Origin of the sequence: Lysinibacillus sp. RS10 (genome assembly GCF_041956855.1) — a bacterium.
Classification (GTDB): Bacteria; Bacillota; Bacilli; order Bacillales_A; family Planococcaceae; genus Lysinibacillus; species Lysinibacillus xylanilyticus_A.
Genome location: NZ_CP167122.1, coordinates 3,993,095 through 4,009,342, shown reverse-complemented (window position 1 = coordinate 4,009,342; position 16,248 = coordinate 3,993,095). Strand labels below are relative to the sequence as shown.

The following is a 16,248-nucleotide window of genomic DNA, read 5'->3' as shown; positions in this document are numbered from 1 at the left end:
AAGAAATTAATTTAATAGTATAGAGGATGGGGAGGAGGGTTTTATGAAAAAAAGTTCTGCAATAGATGTACAGCATCGTAGTCAGTTAGCTCTTTATTTATCACTGCCAATTATATCGTGGGCATTTTATGATTTTGCGAATACAATATTTTCTTCAAATATTAATACGATATTTTTCCCATTTTATATGGATGAGGTTTTAGGAAAGAATGAGGTCATGCAGCAGGTGGCGAGCACTTTTATCTCGTATGCAAATGCCATTGCAAGTTTTTTACTGGTCGTTTTTTCTCCACTTTTTGGTGTATGGATTGATAATACAGGCTATAAAAAGAAATTTATCGTTTGGTTTGCTTCTATATCAATAGTTTTTACCTTTCTTATGGGTATTTTTGCGAATCTACAGACGTCAACGAATTATTCAGGTGTCCCACTTAGTTTATTTTTAGTTGTCGCTAGTTTTGTCATTGCGAAATTTTTCTTTAATTCAAGTCTCGTATTCTATGATTCGATGATGGGAGATTTAGGGACAAAAGAGGAAATGCCACTTATTTCAGGCTATGGAGTAGCAATTGGTTATTTAGGCACACTCTTTGGGCTACTTGTTTATTTGTATGTAGGAAACAGTGATTTTCATCGAGCTTTTATTCCAACGGCTATTTTATATTTATTATTTTCATTGCCATTATTTTTTATTAATAAAGATCATCCGATTCCAAAGGCTCAACGTAAATCTACTAAGTTTCTAGATGGCTACAAAGAGATCGTTCAAACCTTTAAGGATATGAAGCAGCATAAAGCGATTTTCACCTTTATGATTGCTTATTTCTTTTTAAATGATGCTATTGCAACAACGATTGCAATGATGGCTGTATATGCTACAACGATTGTAGGCTTTACTTCAGGTCAGTTTATCGTTCTGTATTTAGTGTCTACTGTATCAACAATTATTGGCTCGATTGTGTTTGGCTATATTACAAAAACAGTTGGAGCTAAACGTGCGATTACGATGGTAGCACTTTTAATGATTATCGCATTGGTATTTGCTGTCTTTGCTACAGAGCAATGGATGTTTTGGATTGCTGGTAGTATATTTGGTATATCTTTAGGATCCATGTGGGTAACATCGAGAACATATATTATTGAGTTGTCTCCTGAAGAAAAACGTGGCCAATTTTTTGGTATGTTTGCATTTTCGGGTAAAGTATCATCCATTATTGGGCCAGCAGTTTATGGAACGGTTACATTATGGATGAAGGATTACGGAACGCTAGCAAGTCGTGTTGCGTTATCGACATTAATAGTGATGACGGTAATTGGTCTATTGATACATCTAAAAGTTCATGATAAAAATGGTAATAGCAAGTAGGAGAAATGTATTGCCTATGATACAATTGAATTATAAATAGAAGTTGAAAAGAAAGGAGCGGGGTTGCTTTGGAACATAAAGGTATATTATTAGAAAGTGGCACAAATGAGCTAGAAATTGTTGAATTTGAAGTAGCTAACAATAAATTCGGGATTAACGTTATTAAAGTGAAAGAAATTATTCAACCGATTCCAGTAACATTTATTCCACACGCGCACCCGCATGTAGAAGGGATTATTCAATTACGAGGTGAAGTTTTACCAGTAGTTGATATGCTACGAGTATTAGGCATACAAAGTACGGAGCGTAATCCTCAACAAAAATATATTGTAGCTGAGTTTAATAAACAGCGGGTAGTCTTCCATGTCGATAACGTTACACAGATTCATCGTATTTCATGGGATCAAATCGAGAAACCTTCTGATATGTATCAAGGAGGAACATCACAAGTAATTGGTGTTATTAAGCAAAATGAGCAAATGATTTTATTGCTAGATTTCGAAAGAATTATGGTAGACATTAATCCAGATTCAGGTATTAGTGTAGAAGCTGTTAAAAAGCTTGGGAAACGTGAGCGCTCTGAAAAACGAATTTTAATTGCTGAAGATTCACCATTATTACGTAAGCTATTATTCGATACTATGAATGAAGCAGGTTACGAGAATGTAGAATTCTTTGAAAACGGTCGTGATGCTTATGAGTACTTAGAATCGATCACTAAAGCTGGTAGCGATGTATCCGAGCATATTCAATTAGTCGTGACGGACATTGAAATGCCACAAATGGATGGGCATCATTTAACGCGAAAAATCAAGGAGCATCCAGATCTCCAAAAGCTTCCTGTCATTATTTTCTCAAGCTTAATTACAGATGATCTTCGCCATAAAGGCGACCAAGTAGGTGCAGAAGATCAAATTAGTAAGCCAGAAATTGCAGAGCTAATTTTACGAGTAGACCAGCTTATCCTATAAAAAGTCGGGCTCGTGAATAGATAAAGTTAGAAAAGGTACTTCACAATAATAATAATGGGTATCCTGAAAGTATATTAATAATTTTAAGAAAGTCGGATGCCTATTGTAGGTCCGACTTTTTTTTGTATAGATATTGGTGCTAAGCGTAAAATAAAGGGTATCTAAATAATTTAACATGGAATGAATACTCCGACTCTCCTGCAGAAAAACTGGCTAGCCAAGGATCTACATCATTTGTGTCCCAAACCGAGGAGGCTTAGCAGTCAGTCGGCGGAAGGGATGGATAGTCACCGGAATGTTTGGGGGATCTAAATATTGTACTTCGCCTCAACATTTGATGTAGAACCAATAATAATATGCATGTACATATTAAGGAAGTGATTATTTGAACGAATTAAAAACAGCTATCATTGATATTGGCTCAAATACCATTCGATTAGTATTGTATCAATACGATAAAGAAGAGGGACTTCGTGAGATTGGAAATATTAAAACAGTTGCACGTTTACGTACATATTTACAGCCCTCCGGTGAAATGTCTGAAGAAGGAATACAAGTATTAACAGAAACATTAATGACTTTTAAAGCAATGCTTGATGATTTTGAAGTAACTGATGTGAAAGCGGCTGCAACAGCTGCAATCCGTCAGGCAACAAATAGAGCAGAAATTATTACCTTAATGAAGGAACGGACAGGCATTCAAATAGAGCTTTTAACTGAAGAAGAAGAAGCATATTATGGCTTTGTTGCTGTGGCACATTCAAGCGGTACAAAGTCTGCTGTAACGATTGATATCGGTGGTGGTAGTACCGAAATAACGCTTTTTAACAATAAGGAACTACAGGAATCTCACAGTTTTCCTTTTGGTACAGTTTCTTTAAAGCAACGATTTGTAAAGGGCGATATTATCAATGGCAGTGAAAAAAAAGAACTCATTGCATTTATAAAAGAGCAGTTTAAATCACTTCCTTGGATTCAGGATATGGGCTTACCAATTATCGCTATTGGTGGTAGTGCCCGAAATGTTGCTCAAATTCATCAACAAAAGCTTGCATATCCAATCGCAAGTGTACATGGTTACGAAATGACTAAGGAAAATTTAGAGGAGCTCAGTGTATTTTTAGGTAATTTAAGCTTTAATGAATTGAAACAGTTAGATGGGCTTTCGGCGGATCGTGCCGATATCATTGTCCCTGCATTAGAGGTTTTCGGTGTATTAATGGAGGTTGTTGGCAGTGAGTCGTTCCAGATAACAAAGAACGGATTACGTGAGGGACTTATTATACAGCGAATTTTGCAAACAGATGAAAGTGCATTTGATAAGTACAATGTGTTTGAGGGAAACGCTAGAAGATTGGCTCGTCAGTATGGTAGAACTGAAGATGAAGTGGACTATTTGATGAATTTAACGGATCAATTGTACCGTGAATGTTGCCATCTTGGCTATTCACAATATAATCAAAAAGATTTGGAATTATTAACGAGAGCGTCGAAAGTTTTTAATATTGGAGAGTATATTGAGTTAAGTTCTGCAAGCCAGCATACCTTTTATTTAATTGCAAACCAATCTATTGATGGGCTAAATCATAAGGAGCGTGTGAAATTAGCACTGTTAGCCTCGTATAAAAATAAAGATTATTATCAACGATTTGCTGCTCCGTTTACAGAATGGATGAGTCGTGAGGAGTATCGTAAAATAAGAGACTTTGGCGCACTTTTAAAATTTGTCTATGCGTTAAATGTATCCAAAAGAAAGATTGTACATGCCATTGAGATACAGACAGAAGAGGATTATGTGCAGCTTAGCATTTACGTGAAAAATAACGCTGCTGCTGAAAAATATCAAGCAAACCGACATAAAAAACATCTAGAACGTGCACTAAAGATTCCTATAAAAATAAACTTTATTGAAGAAGGGTTGAATAATAATGACAACTGAAGTTACTAACAACCAGTTAAAAAAAGAGGAATTAATAGAAATACAAGGCCGATTACTAGAGGAAATTGCTAAGCCACAATACTATAATAATCGTGAATTAAGCTGGCTAGCCTTTAATGAACGGGTTTTAGAGGAAGCGGAGGATGTCAATAATCCTCTGTTAGAACGTCTGAAATTTTTAGCAATATTTAGTTCGAATTTAGATGAGTTTTTCATGGTGCGTGTTGCAGGTCTACAGGATCAAGTACGCGCAGGATTCCATAAACCTGAAAACAAGTCGGGCTTAACACCAAAAGAGCAATTAGCGAAAATTGCAGAGCGAACTCAGGCATTAGTACGCCGACAAACTGAAGTATACAGACATTTAATATATGATTTATTGCCACAACATAATGTACATATTGCTGACATCAAAGACTTAAATAGTAAACAAAAAGCATTTGTCAATGAAATGTTTGCAGAAACCATCTTCCCTGTTTTAACACCCGTAGCTGTAGATGCTTATCGTCCTTTCCCAACTTTGTTTGGTAAAACATTAAATTTACTTGTTTTATTAGAGCAAGATGAAACAGATTTAGAGAATCGTGAAAAGGTGGCCATTGTCCAAGTACCATCTGTTTTAGATCGTTACATTAAAGTACCATCAGCGGACGGAGAGACCGTGATCGTCTTATTAGAAGACGTGATTGTAGCGCATATAGAAAAGCTCTTTTATGGTTACAGTGTTAAGTCAGCACAGGCCTTCCGTTTAACACGTAATGCTGATTTAACAATTCACGAGGAAGGAGCAAGGGATTTACTTGTAGAAATCGAAAAAGAGCTGAAAAAACGTAAATGGGGAGTAGGCAGTCGTCTAGAAGTTCGTGAGGGTGAGATGAGCGAGGAAGTACTTAAATACTTACTAGATGAATTTGAAATTGAAGAAACGGATGTCTTTCATATAGATGGACCGTTAGATTTAACATTTATGTTCTCGTTTGTAAAAGGCATATCTGTTGGTCGAGAACATTTAGAATATGAAAGCTTTATTCCACAGCCACCTTTAGATTTGCAATCGGATGAAAATATTTTTGAAAAAGCTCTGCAACAAGATATATTTTTCCATCACCCATATGAGTCGTTTGTTCCAATCGTAGATTTTATCTCCGAAGCAGCCGTTAATCCGAACGTTTTAGCTATTAAACAAACATTATATCGAGTAAGTGGCAATTCACCAATTATACAAGCATTAAAGTTCGCAGCGGAAAATGGTAAACAGGTAACGGTTTTAGTTGAATTGAAAGCACGTTTTGATGAAGAAAATAATGTGCATTGGGCAAAGCAACTAGAGCAAGCTGGCTGCCTTGTTATTTACGGTATGAATAATTTAAAAACACACTCGAAAATAACGCTTGTTGTAAGTCGTCGAAATGGAAAAATTGAGCGTTTTGTACATCTTGGAACAGGAAATTATAATGATGCCACTGCGAAAATTTATACAGATATGGGGATCATAACGACAGATAAGGAATTTGGCATTGATGCCACTAACTTCTTTAACTATTTAAGCGGTTATACGGAGAAACCAACATTTAATCATTTAGTCGTAGCACCGTTTGATATTCGAGATGAATTTATCAAGTTAATGGATGAGGAAATTGCTTGCCATATGAAGTATGGAAATGGTTTTATTCGAGCTAAAATGAATTCACTAACAGACAAAGACTTAATGATGAAGCTGTATGAGGCGTCCATTGCAGGTGTGAAAGTAGAGCTGATCATTCGAGGTATTTGTTGTCTTAGACCAGGCGTCCCTGGAATTAGTGAAAACATAACAGTAACTAGTATTGTTGGTCGTTTCCTTGAGCATTCTCGTATTTATTGGTTCCATCATAATGGGGAAAATAAAGTATACTTATCTTCTGCAGATATGATGACTCGTAATATGATTAAACGTGTAGAAATTTTATTCCCTGTATATGCAAGCGAAGCAAAAGCTCGTATTATTGACATCATGAATAAACAACTTGAGGATACAGCAAAAGCTCGTATTCAAGACTCCAATGGAAAATATCATTATAAAGAGTTTGATCGTAGTGAAGATCCAATTAATAGTCAGGAAATTTTCCTAAAGGATTCACTAAAGCCTACGCTAGACGAAGAATAAAGGAACACGCTATTTAGTGAGGGATACAATGGAAAAATATAAAGAGAGCGTAGCGCAATTTGCAGACTATCATCAAGTCATGCAACTTAATCCATTCGATGCAGTTGTATGTTTGAGAAAAGTTGATACAAAAACGTTTGAAGTCATGAACTTTAACGATAAACTACCGTCATTTATTGAGCTACAGGATGTGAAAGCTACTAACGCCGAACAATTTTTTACGGAGCAAAGCTGGCTGCAATTATTGAATATATTGCAACAAGAATTGAAGATGGACCAAAGGCTAGAGATATGTACGGAGCACAAAGTAAAAACATTTGTTGTTCATGTGCAACACTTAGAAGAATCAGTTGTAGCAGTTATTCTGCGTGAGAAACAGAATGAAGTGGAGCCGTACTTGCAATTTGTAAAACAACATGTAAGGCCGGTATTAACAACTGATTTACAAGGTTGTATTATTCATCAAAACGCTGTTGCCACTTCTCTATTGTCAAATGAACATCAGTGCTTGATAGGACAAAATATTTTTTCATTATTAGACAGTAAATATTTCGATGAATTTAAATTACTATTTGCAAAAACTATTGAGGGTTCAGCATTTGGTATGCCAAAATGCTTGTTTAAGGGAAAACTGCTAAGTAAGGAACCATTTTATTTAAGAGCGCATCCAACCTACTTTAATGGTGAAATTATTGGTGTACATCTATTTGTGAAAGATGCGAGTTCATTTATGAATGATCATGAGGGCTTTTATTATCTAGCGTTAATGGATGAATTAACGGGTATTTGGAATCGTAAAGCTTTTAAGGAGCATTGGCTACATCATTTAAATGATAAAGAGCATGAAAATAAGCAAACAGCTCTTATTTTAGTGGATATTGATCGTTTTAAAAAGTTTAATGAATCCCTTGGTGAAAGTAAGGGAGATGAACTTATGCGGATGTTTAGTCATAGACTTCGTGAGCTCTGTTGCTCTACATGCTCGCTATATCGATATAATAGTGATGAGTTTATATTTGTTTTAAAAGATGCAACCATCAATAATATTGAGCATACTGCTAACGCTATTTTACACGCATTAAAACAGCCATTCATAATTGATGGGCAGGAATACTTTATTAGCGTGTCGATCGGTATTTCACTTAGTCCATCAGATGGCAAGGATCTAGAAACACTTGTACTCAAGGCAGATAAAGCATTATTTTCTGTAAAAGAGCATGGGCGTTCACATTACCGTTACTATCGTGAAGATATGACAACTATTTTTCCAAATGAGGCATTAATGGAAGCACATTTACGCCGTGCCATCGAATTTAATGAGCTAAGTATTCATTTACAGCCACAAATAGATTTAACGAATAACAGCATAAATAGCTTTGAGGCATTATTACGATGGAAAAATCGTATATTTGGCTTTGTCTCTCCTGCGCAGTTTATACCTATTGCAGAGGCATCAGGTTTAATAATTGAAATTGGTGATTGGATTATTGACGAGGTGTGTCGCTATCAAAAAGAGTGGCAGCGAAAGGGCTATCGACCAGTACGAATTGCCGTTAATATATCACCAAAACAATTTAGAAAAGAAAACTTTGCTCGAAAAATAAAAACTGCCTTGAAAAAGTATAATGTCCCACCTGAATTATTAGAGGTGGAAATTACCGAAAGCTCTATGACCAATGTTCATGAAACCTTTTCGATATTAACTGAATTAAAGCAGCTAGGTGTGTATGTATCGGTTGATGATTTTGGAACTGGCTATTCATCTTTAAGCTATTTAAAGCGTTATCCAATAGACATTATAAAAATTGATCAATCATTTATTGCTGATATTGCAAAAGATGATAAAAATGAAGCCATTATCAAGGCCATTATTTCTATGTCTCATAATTTAGGATTAGAGGTCGTTGCTGAAGGGGTTGAGGAAGCATCACAAGTTGATTTTCTAAAACGCCATCGATGTCAAAAAGGGCAAGGCTATTTATATAACAAACCACTACCCGTAGAAACCGTAGTTGAGAAATATTTTGTTAGCTAATGAAAACTGATTAAGTAGCACTTCATTCTGGATTGGATGAAGTGCTACTTTTTTGTAGCGCTTGGGGAAGGGGGGATACCTAAGCGAAACGAAGGTACAAATCGAGTAGAAAGGTAACCTTGCAAAGTGAAAAGTTAGAAGAAAGAAAACGGGCGAAAAAAAGTGCGACTTGAGCGAACGAAGATGCAATTTAAGTGGGAAAGAAACTCAACCAAAATAGTAGAAGGACTCGAGCAGAAGAGAGCCTAAAGTGCCCTATCCGATCGAAAAAGGGACTAAATCAGATCACATCTTTTGGCAACCTGATCAAAAAAGGACTAATCCGGATCACTACTTCTAGCAACCCGATTAAAAAGGGACTAAACCAGATCACATCTTCTGGCAACCCGATTAAAAAAGGACAAAACCTGATCACTTCTCCGGGTAACCTGATCAAAAAATGGCATAACCGGATCATATTTCCCGGCTACCCAATCGAATAATGGCTTTACCAGAGCGCATGCAGTTGCCACTTATGCAAACCCTTTTACCATGAGCTATTTATTTTACTTTCAATCCATCTAATACAATAGTTGTGAATTGCGCCATTTCAGTAGCTAAATCGAAGTCTTCATTATGAATTAACCAATCATAAACATTTGCACGCATACAACGTCGAATAATTGTTTGCATGTGAGTAACCTTCAAATCTTGACGGAATTCCCCTAGTTCAATACCTTCCTCGATATAACTATTCATGATTTGGAAAATTTTCCGCTGTGGACTAATTAAATAATGATCTTGTTCCACTTGATTTGTCATCGCAGCAGTATACATTGTTCTCAATAAATCTTTTCCTACGACATTGGTTAAGTACTTCATTTGTTCTTGATAAAGTAATAGAATTTTTTCACTTGCTGGTAAGGTACGATCAATCTTTTTTTCCACCGTGCTATAAAAATTATCAAGCTCTTTAAATTTTTCTAAAATAACATCGTATTTAGATGGGAAATGAGTGTAAAACGTTCCCTTCGATACATTACATGCTTTAGTAATTTGTTCAACAGACACATATTCAAATCCATGCTTATTAAATAGCTCTAATGATGTTTTTAGTAATTTTTCTCGTGTTTCTAATGCTTTTAATTGTCGACTAGTTAGTGAATTCATATTTCGATTATTCCTCCGTATTTAAGGCTCATCTCCATAACGTATGGTTGATTTCCGTTCCGACTGGGCGCTTTCCTGGGGGCGTCCGATGAGCCGCTTTTGTTGCTGCCGCTACGTTAGCACTACGCTTTCGCACAGAAAACATCCGCTTCGCTCCAGGGTCTCGGGGCAACAGGATGTTGGTCACGAAGGCGTTATCACAGGACGTGATGCTCTTAGCCTTCGTTCCTCTATCGCTGATCCCCAAGGAGTCGCCCAGTCTCCACTCCAATCAACTTTTAATAGGTACGTCTTAACAAATATCATCCACAACTTTTGATGATGAGCCAAATTTAAGTATTTTAAGATATCTTCCGCAAAATTATTCTGAAAATATAAAATATTTTAATTGACGAGATGGATTTAATTTTATTATGATTTAATTGACCGAGGTCAATGACTGCGGTCAATTAATAAATCTTGTTATTAATGTTACGACAAAAGACTAGAGTTGGCTAGTGTTCATCGAATTTTCATGAAACAGGGGAGGTCAAAATGATGGAGAAGCTGGGTTTTATTGGCTTAGGCAATATGGGGTTACCGATGTCGATCAATTTATTAAAAGCAGGCTATAAGGTTTATGGCTTTGACACTAATTCACAGGCAATGGAACAATTTATAGCCGAAGGTGGAGTCGGACTTGCAACAGCAAAGGAAGTTGCTGAACAAGGTGATATCATTATGACGAGTTTACCAACACCACAAATAGTGGAACAAGTATATCAATCTGAACAGGGGATCATTCACCATGCCAAGAAAGGAAGTTTATTAATAGACTTTAGTACTGTAAATCCTGAATTAAATGACTCCTTACATAAAGAAGCGCAATCATTGGGATTACGTTATTTAGGAGCACCTGTTAGTGGGGGCGTCATTGGAGCAATTCACGCGACTCTTACGATAATGGTCGGTGGTGAAGAAGCAGATTATCAAAGTGGGTCTAAAATATTCGGAATAGTTGGAAAAAACATTTATCACCTTGGCACGTCACCAAGTGTAGGTACACGTATTAAATTACTCAATAATTTAATGATTGGTTTTTATACAGAGGCAGTCGCTGAAACAATCGTGCTTGGGGAAAAGATGGGCATCCATGCAGATATGCTATATGAGGTTTTAAAAAATAGCTATGGTCAAAGTCGTATTTATGAACGTAATTACGTAGAATATATGAAAAATGAAAACTATCAGCCAGGTTTTTCAACAAATCTCTTATTAAAAGATTTGAAGCTAGCAAAAAATATGGCTGAGGAAGCAGGGGTACCACTTCGAATCGGGGAAAAATTAGTGGATCTTTATAGTGATATTTCTCAACAGGGTTATGGAGAAAATGATATGTCTGCCGCTTATTTAAGTTTAAAAGAAAAATGTAAAATAGAACAATTTTAAAGGAGGACAAGAAATATGACAACAGCACAAGAGGTTAAAACTTTAACGCATTTTATTGGTGGGGAATTAGTTGAAGGGAAAAGCAATCGTTTTGGTTCAGTATTCAACCCAACGACGGGCGAGGTTATTGCCAAAGTGCCACTTGCATCTGTAGAAGAAACTCGAGAGGCTATTAATCAGGCACAGGCAGCATTTCCGAAATGGCGCGATACATCAGTGGCTAAACGTTCAGAGATTGTATTAAAGTTCCGTAATCTTATTACTGAAAATATGGAGGAACTTTTACAAATTATTTGTACAGAAAGCGGTAAAACAATTGAGGATGCAAAAGGTGAAATTACACGTGGAATAGAATCTGTTGATCTAGCAATCGGTGCCCCTCACTTCATGAAAGGGGAATATTCAGTTAATGTTGGCGGTCAAATTAATGCGTATTCTGCAAAATATCCATTAGGTGTAGTAGCGGCTATTTCGCCATTTAACTTCCCAATTATGGTGCCGTTAGCGCAAACGAGTATGGCAATTGCTGTCGGCAATGCAGTTATTTTAAAAGCATCTGAACGTGTTCCTATGACAGCCTTATATGTTAGTGAGCTTTGGAAAAAGGCTGGATTGCCGGATGGTATTTGGACTGTGGTAAATGGTGATAAGGATGCTGTCAATGAACTTTTAGAAAACCCAATAGTAGAAGCGATTTCATTTGTAGGGTCGACACCAGTAGCTAAATACATTTATGAAACAGGTTCAAAATACGGCAAACGTGTTACTGCACTTGGTGGAGGAAAAAATAATATGGTTGTCATGCCTGACGCAGATTTAGAGCAGGTAGCCAATGCCTTTATTGGTGCAGCGTATGGTGCAGCCTCTCAACGTTGTATGGCCATTTCTACGATTATGCCTGTTGGTAAGGATACAGCAGATCGTCTAGTTGGAATTTTAAAGGAGAAAATCTCTAACTTAAAGGTAGGTTCATATACAAATCCAGAGACTGATTTTGGTCCTGTCATTTCACAGCAATCGAAGGAAGGGATTATTGCTGCTATCGATCGAGGTGAGTCTGAAGGGGCAACTGTTATTTGTGATGGTCGTGAACTGGATATTGTGAAAGAATCAAAAGGATTTTTTGTAGGGCCAACATTGCTAGATAACGTAAAACCAGGCATGGAAATTTATGAGCAAGAAATATTCGGTCCAGCTCGTAATGTTGTGCGTGTTGATTCATTGGATGAAGCAATCCAGCTTATTAATAAGCATGAACTTGGGAATGGTGTCACAATTTTTACGAATGATGGCCTAGCAGCACGTAAATTCACAACAGAAATAGATGTTGGTATGGTAGGTGTCAATGTGCCGATTCCAATTCCGGTTGGATACCATAATTTCGCTGGATTTAAAGGCTCTCGTTTTGGTGAAGGGCATATGTTTGGACCGGATCAGGCACGCTTCTTCACAAAAACAAAAACAATATCAGAGCGTTGGATGGAAGGAAATGCATCGACAGCATCTACATTTGCTTTCCCTAGTAATAACGACTAATACAAACGAAGAGCTGTTTTTCTTACAGCTCTTTTTTCTAAAAAAATAAAGGGGGCAAGTGAATGGTAGAATACATTGGACTTTTTGGTAGTTTAGCCTTACTTGTTTATTTGACGATGAGGGGTGTTAATTTACTTATTTCTGCGCCTTTGACTGCCTTGATCGCAGCCATAACAAATGGTCTAGCATTTTTCCCACAGACTGCTGATGAGAACCAAGCGAACTTCTTAACAAGTTATATGGATGGGTTCACTGGATTCGTTGGTTCATGGTATTTAATGTTCATGGCAGGTGCAATTTTTGGAAAAGTAATGGAGGATACTGGCGCGGCTGATAGCGTTTCTAAATGGATTGTAGAAAAAATAGGAGTCAAATATGCAGCTTATGCGATAGTAGCTGCAGCAGCAGTCCTAACGTATGGCGGGGTTTCGGTGTTTATCGTAGCTTTCTCGGTTTACCCAATGGCTATTAGTTTATTCAAGCAAGCGAATTTTCCTCGTCGCTTTATTCCTGCAGCACTTGGTTTAGGCTCTGTAACCTTTACGATGACCTCGGCAGGTTCACCTGAAATACAAAACTGGATTCCTATTTCGTTTCTTAATACATCGCCATATGCTGGGTGGGAAGTGAGTATAGTTGTTGCAATTTTTATGGCTATCGGTGGATCACTGTGGCTAAATTGGATGATTAAACGTGCAGTGAAAAATGGGGAGGTTTTTATTGAACGGTCTACTGATCCGGTTGTTGATGAATCTCGTAAGCTGCCAAGTCCAATTTTAAGTATTGTACCACTATTAGTAGTTTTAAGCATTTCCTTCGCGTTCCACGATTCTCTTGGAACTTCAGCTTTAATCGTGGCATTAACGAGTGGATGTATTACGGCATATTTGGTGAGCTATAAATATTCAAAATCTGTCGGTGCGACGCTAGCAGCTGGTGCTATGGGAGCCATTGTAGCAATTGCGAATACGGCAGCAGTGGTTGGCTTCGGGGGTGTGGTAAAAGCTACTCCGTCATTTGTGGCAACTGTTGACGTTATGACTAATATTCCTGGAAGTCCGTTAATTGGCGGTGCATTAGCTATCGCTGTCATAGCAGGCTTAACAGGCTCGGCTTCTGGTGGTCAAACAATTGCAATGCCTCTCCTTGCTCCACACTATATTGACATGGGAGTGGATACCGAGGCATTACACCGGACAATTGCTATTGCATCAGGGTCTCTAGATTCGTTACCACATGGAGGTTATGTCGTAACAACCATTAATTCTGTATGTAATGAAAAACATAAAGATGCTTATATGCCATTTGGTGCCTTAACCGTCATTATACCTATCATCGGTACGATAATTGCAATCATATTATTTTCACTAGGAATGTAGGAGGGATATTGCGTGAAAGGAAAAACAGTTTTCATTACGGGGGCAGCTCGAGGTATCGGGCTCTCTATGGCACAAGCATTTGCTGAGCAGGGTGCGAATGTAGTTATAACAGATATAAATGAACAGCTTTTAGCGGAGGCAATTCAAAACAATCCTCAATTAACTGCATTCACATGTGATGTTACGGATGAACAGGCAATTTGTGATGCAATTGACTTTACTATTGAAAAGTTTAAGACAATAGATATTTTAATCAATAACGCAGGGTTTCAGCATGTTTCTCTAATCGAGGATTTTGCGACAGAAATTTTCGAATCGATGCAAAAGGTTATGTTAGTTGCACCTTTTATCGCAATGAAATATGCGTTACCACATATGAAGAAAAATAAGTTTGGACGCATTATTAATATGGCATCTATTAACGGAGTTATTGGGTTTGCAGGGAAGGCCGGATATAATGCGGCCAAGCATGGTGTTATTGGTTTAACAAAAGTGGCGGCATTGGAGGTCGCGAATGAGGGGATCACTGTGAATGCAATTTGCCCGGGATATGTCGATACAGAATTAGTGCGTAATCAGTTTACGGATTTGGCAAAGACAAGAGGGATTCAAGTAGAGGAAGTACTGGAGCAAGTGCTTTATCCACTCGTTCCTCAAAAACGCTTACTAGATGTATCAGAAATTACAGGACTTGCGCTTTATTTAGCAAGTGATATGGCAAAGGGTTTAACAGGTCAAGCAGTTATTTTGGATGGCGGTTATACAGCACAATAGCTTAGGGGGTTGAAATATGATTCAAACTAAAACAATCTTCACAGTTCATTCACCAGGAACTATCGTTTATGGGCGAGATTCTTTTGTAGAAGTAGGTGTATATGCAAAGAAGTTAGGGACTAAGGCTCTTATCATTAGTGATCCGATAATGGATAGCTTAGGCTTTGTTCATCAATGTAGCACTTTATTAAAAACCTATGGATTGGAAGCGGTTTCATATTTAGGGGTAACGACAGAACCTGTGGATACGTATGTAGCAGAGGGGCTTCATGTTTTACAATCTGAGGGCTGTGATATCATCATTTCCGTTGGTGGTGGAAGCTGTATCGATACAGGAAAAGCAATCGCAGTAGTTGCAACAAATGGTGGCTACATTGGTGATTATATGAAAATGGCGAAAATTGCTGAGCACACACCAATTCCGCATATTGCGATACCTACGACAGCAGGCACTGGCTCAGAAGCAACGGATGCAACAGTTATTACAAACACGACAAATGAAGTGAAAATGATGATTAAGCAGCCTGCATTTATGCCAACTATCGCGATCGTCGACCCAATTTTAACGGTTACATCTCCTCCCGCCATTACTGCGGCAACTGGTATTGATGCATTGAGTCATGCTATTGAAAGCTATTTATCGCGCTTAGCACATCCATACTCGAATGTACTCGCCTTATCAGCAATGGATTTAATCGTTCATAATATTTTAAACGTTTATGAACAAGGTAATGATATTGATGCTCGAGAAGCGATGTCGCTTGGCTCAATGCAAGCAGGGCTTGCATTTTCAAACGCTTCTGTTGCTTTAGTGCATGGCATGTCTCGTCCAATTGGCGCGCTATTCCATGTGCCGCATGGTATTTCTAATGCCATGCTCTTGCCAGCGGTATTAGAATTTTCAAAGGATACTTGTATCGACCGGCTGGCAGATATAGGAGAATTTTTTAATAAGGATCGAGAGCTGTTATCTCAAGAAGAGCTTGCCGATTTAGCGATTGTTTCGATTAAGGAAATGTGCAAAAGAATGGATATTGGTAATTTAAAACAATGGGGAATTGATGAGGAAGCCTATTATGCAGCCATACCTAAAATGGCAACGGATGCAATTGCCAGCGGTAGCCCAGGAAATAACCCTAAGGTGCCAACACAGGAAGAACTAATGGAGCTTTATAAAATTGCTTATCATTATGAGTTTTAGGAATTCGAGAAGAAACTGTCTAAAATAGAGTTGCAAAGCATAATTGTTTTGTAACTCTATTTTTATTGATTAATTCAATTTATTTGGCTCACTACCAAAACGTGTGGTTGATTTCCGTTTCGACTGGACGCTTTCCTGGGGGCATCGGAGCGAGCAGGGATAATATCCGCGGAAGAGAGGGAAATACCCGCTGAAGAGCAAACACTCGAGCGGAGCAGGTGAATACCCTCGCAAAAAAACTTCACCTTTTTTAGTTATCTCGAAAAATAAATTCGATGATTTTTATAGAATCAATATGACATATACGAGAAAATATAGTACTAT

General features: G+C 37.6%; 11 protein-coding genes. 10 read left to right on the top strand and 1 reads right to left on the bottom strand.

Going from position 1 to position 16,248, the window contains the following annotated elements; all coding sequences use genetic code 11:
• Positions 1 to 43 precede the first annotated feature (43 nt).
• From ACB089_RS20330 to ACB089_RS20310, 5 genes are all read left to right on the top strand, one after another.
• Positions 44 to 1,366 carry an MFS transporter gene (locus ACB089_RS20330; RefSeq protein ID WP_374963664.1) on the top strand — a complete coding sequence of 441 codons (1,323 nt, stop codon included), beginning with the start codon at positions 44 to 46 and terminating at the stop codon, positions 1,364 to 1,366.
• 68 nt (positions 1,367 to 1,434) lie between these two features.
• Entirely contained in the window at positions 1,435 to 2,337 is a 903-nt protein-coding gene (locus tag ACB089_RS20325; RefSeq protein ID WP_068983357.1) for a chemotaxis protein, read from the top strand.
• Between the two features lie 385 nt (positions 2,338 to 2,722).
• Positions 2,723 to 4,276, top strand: coding sequence for a Ppx/GppA family phosphatase (locus ACB089_RS20320; protein ID WP_374963663.1), 1,554 nt, complete (start codon positions 2,723 to 2,725; stop codon positions 4,274 to 4,276).
• Positions 4,266 to 6,422 (top strand): RNA degradosome polyphosphate kinase, encoded by a 2,157-nt coding sequence (locus ACB089_RS20315; RefSeq protein WP_374963662.1) that lies wholly within the window; start codon positions 4,266 to 4,268, stop codon positions 6,420 to 6,422. Before ACB089_RS20320 ends, ACB089_RS20315 begins: the two co-directional genes overlap by 11 nt.
• Before the next feature lie 28 nt (positions 6,423 to 6,450).
• Complete coding sequence (locus ACB089_RS20310) at positions 6,451 to 8,457, top strand: EAL domain-containing protein (RefSeq protein WP_374963661.1); 2,007 nt, start codon at positions 6,451 to 6,453, stop codon at positions 8,455 to 8,457.
• Positions 8,458 to 8,997: 540 nt separating this feature from the next.
• Here the strand turns inward: ACB089_RS20310 and ACB089_RS20305 are convergent.
• Complete coding sequence (locus ACB089_RS20305; RefSeq protein WP_374963660.1) at positions 8,998 to 9,606, bottom strand: TetR/AcrR family transcriptional regulator; 609 nt, start codon at positions 9,604 to 9,606, stop codon at positions 8,998 to 9,000.
• Positions 9,607 to 10,140: 534 nt separating this feature from the next.
• Here ACB089_RS20305 and ACB089_RS20300 point away from each other — a divergent pair.
• The 5 genes from ACB089_RS20300 (at position 10,141) to ACB089_RS20280 (ending at position 15,924) form a co-directional block, all read left to right on the top strand.
• Positions 10,141 to 11,034 (top strand): NAD(P)-dependent oxidoreductase, encoded by an 894-nt coding sequence (locus ACB089_RS20300; protein ID WP_374963659.1) that lies wholly within the window; start codon positions 10,141 to 10,143, stop codon positions 11,032 to 11,034.
• 15 nt (positions 11,035 to 11,049) lie between these two features.
• The gene (locus ACB089_RS20295) at positions 11,050 to 12,570 is read left to right on the top strand and encodes a CoA-acylating methylmalonate-semialdehyde dehydrogenase (protein ID WP_374963658.1); all 1,521 of its coding nucleotides are present in this window, start codon (positions 11,050 to 11,052) and stop codon (positions 12,568 to 12,570) included.
• 62 nt (positions 12,571 to 12,632) lie between these two features.
• Positions 12,633 to 13,949 carry a GntP family permease gene (locus tag ACB089_RS20290; RefSeq protein ID WP_374963657.1) on the top strand — a complete coding sequence of 439 codons (1,317 nt, stop codon included), beginning with the start codon at positions 12,633 to 12,635 and terminating at the stop codon, positions 13,947 to 13,949.
• 12 nt (positions 13,950 to 13,961) lie between these two features.
• Entirely contained in the window at positions 13,962 to 14,723 is a 762-nt protein-coding gene (locus ACB089_RS20285; RefSeq protein WP_374963656.1) for a 3-hydroxybutyrate dehydrogenase, read from the top strand.
• A 16-nt stretch (positions 14,724 to 14,739) separates the two neighbouring features.
• Positions 14,740 to 15,924 (top strand): iron-containing alcohol dehydrogenase, encoded by a 1,185-nt coding sequence (locus ACB089_RS20280; RefSeq protein ID WP_374963655.1) that lies wholly within the window; start codon positions 14,740 to 14,742, stop codon positions 15,922 to 15,924.
• Positions 15,925 to 16,248: the final 324 nt, after the last annotated feature.

Excerpts from the sequence above, each read along its gene's own strand:
- ACB089_RS20330 (WP_374963664.1), top strand. The coding sequence starts at position 44 with ATGAAAAAAAGTTCTGCAATAGATGTACAGCATCGTAGTCAGTTAGCT.
- ACB089_RS20315 (WP_374963662.1), top strand. The coding sequence starts at position 4,266 with ATGACAACTGAAGTTACTAACAACCAGTTAAAAAAAGAGGAATTAATA.
- ACB089_RS20310 (WP_374963661.1), top strand. The coding sequence starts at position 6,451 with ATGGAAAAATATAAAGAGAGCGTAGCGCAATTTGCAGACTATCATCAA.
- ACB089_RS20305 (WP_374963660.1), bottom strand. The coding sequence starts at position 9,606 with ATGAATTCACTAACTAGTCGACAATTAAAAGCATTAGAAACACGAGAA.
- ACB089_RS20300 (WP_374963659.1), top strand. The coding sequence starts at position 10,141 with ATGATGGAGAAGCTGGGTTTTATTGGCTTAGGCAATATGGGGTTACCG.
- ACB089_RS20295 (WP_374963658.1), top strand. The coding sequence starts at position 11,050 with ATGACAACAGCACAAGAGGTTAAAACTTTAACGCATTTTATTGGTGGG.
- ACB089_RS20290 (WP_374963657.1), top strand. The coding sequence starts at position 12,633 with ATGGTAGAATACATTGGACTTTTTGGTAGTTTAGCCTTACTTGTTTAT.
- ACB089_RS20280 (WP_374963655.1), top strand. The coding sequence starts at position 14,740 with ATGATTCAAACTAAAACAATCTTCACAGTTCATTCACCAGGAACTATC.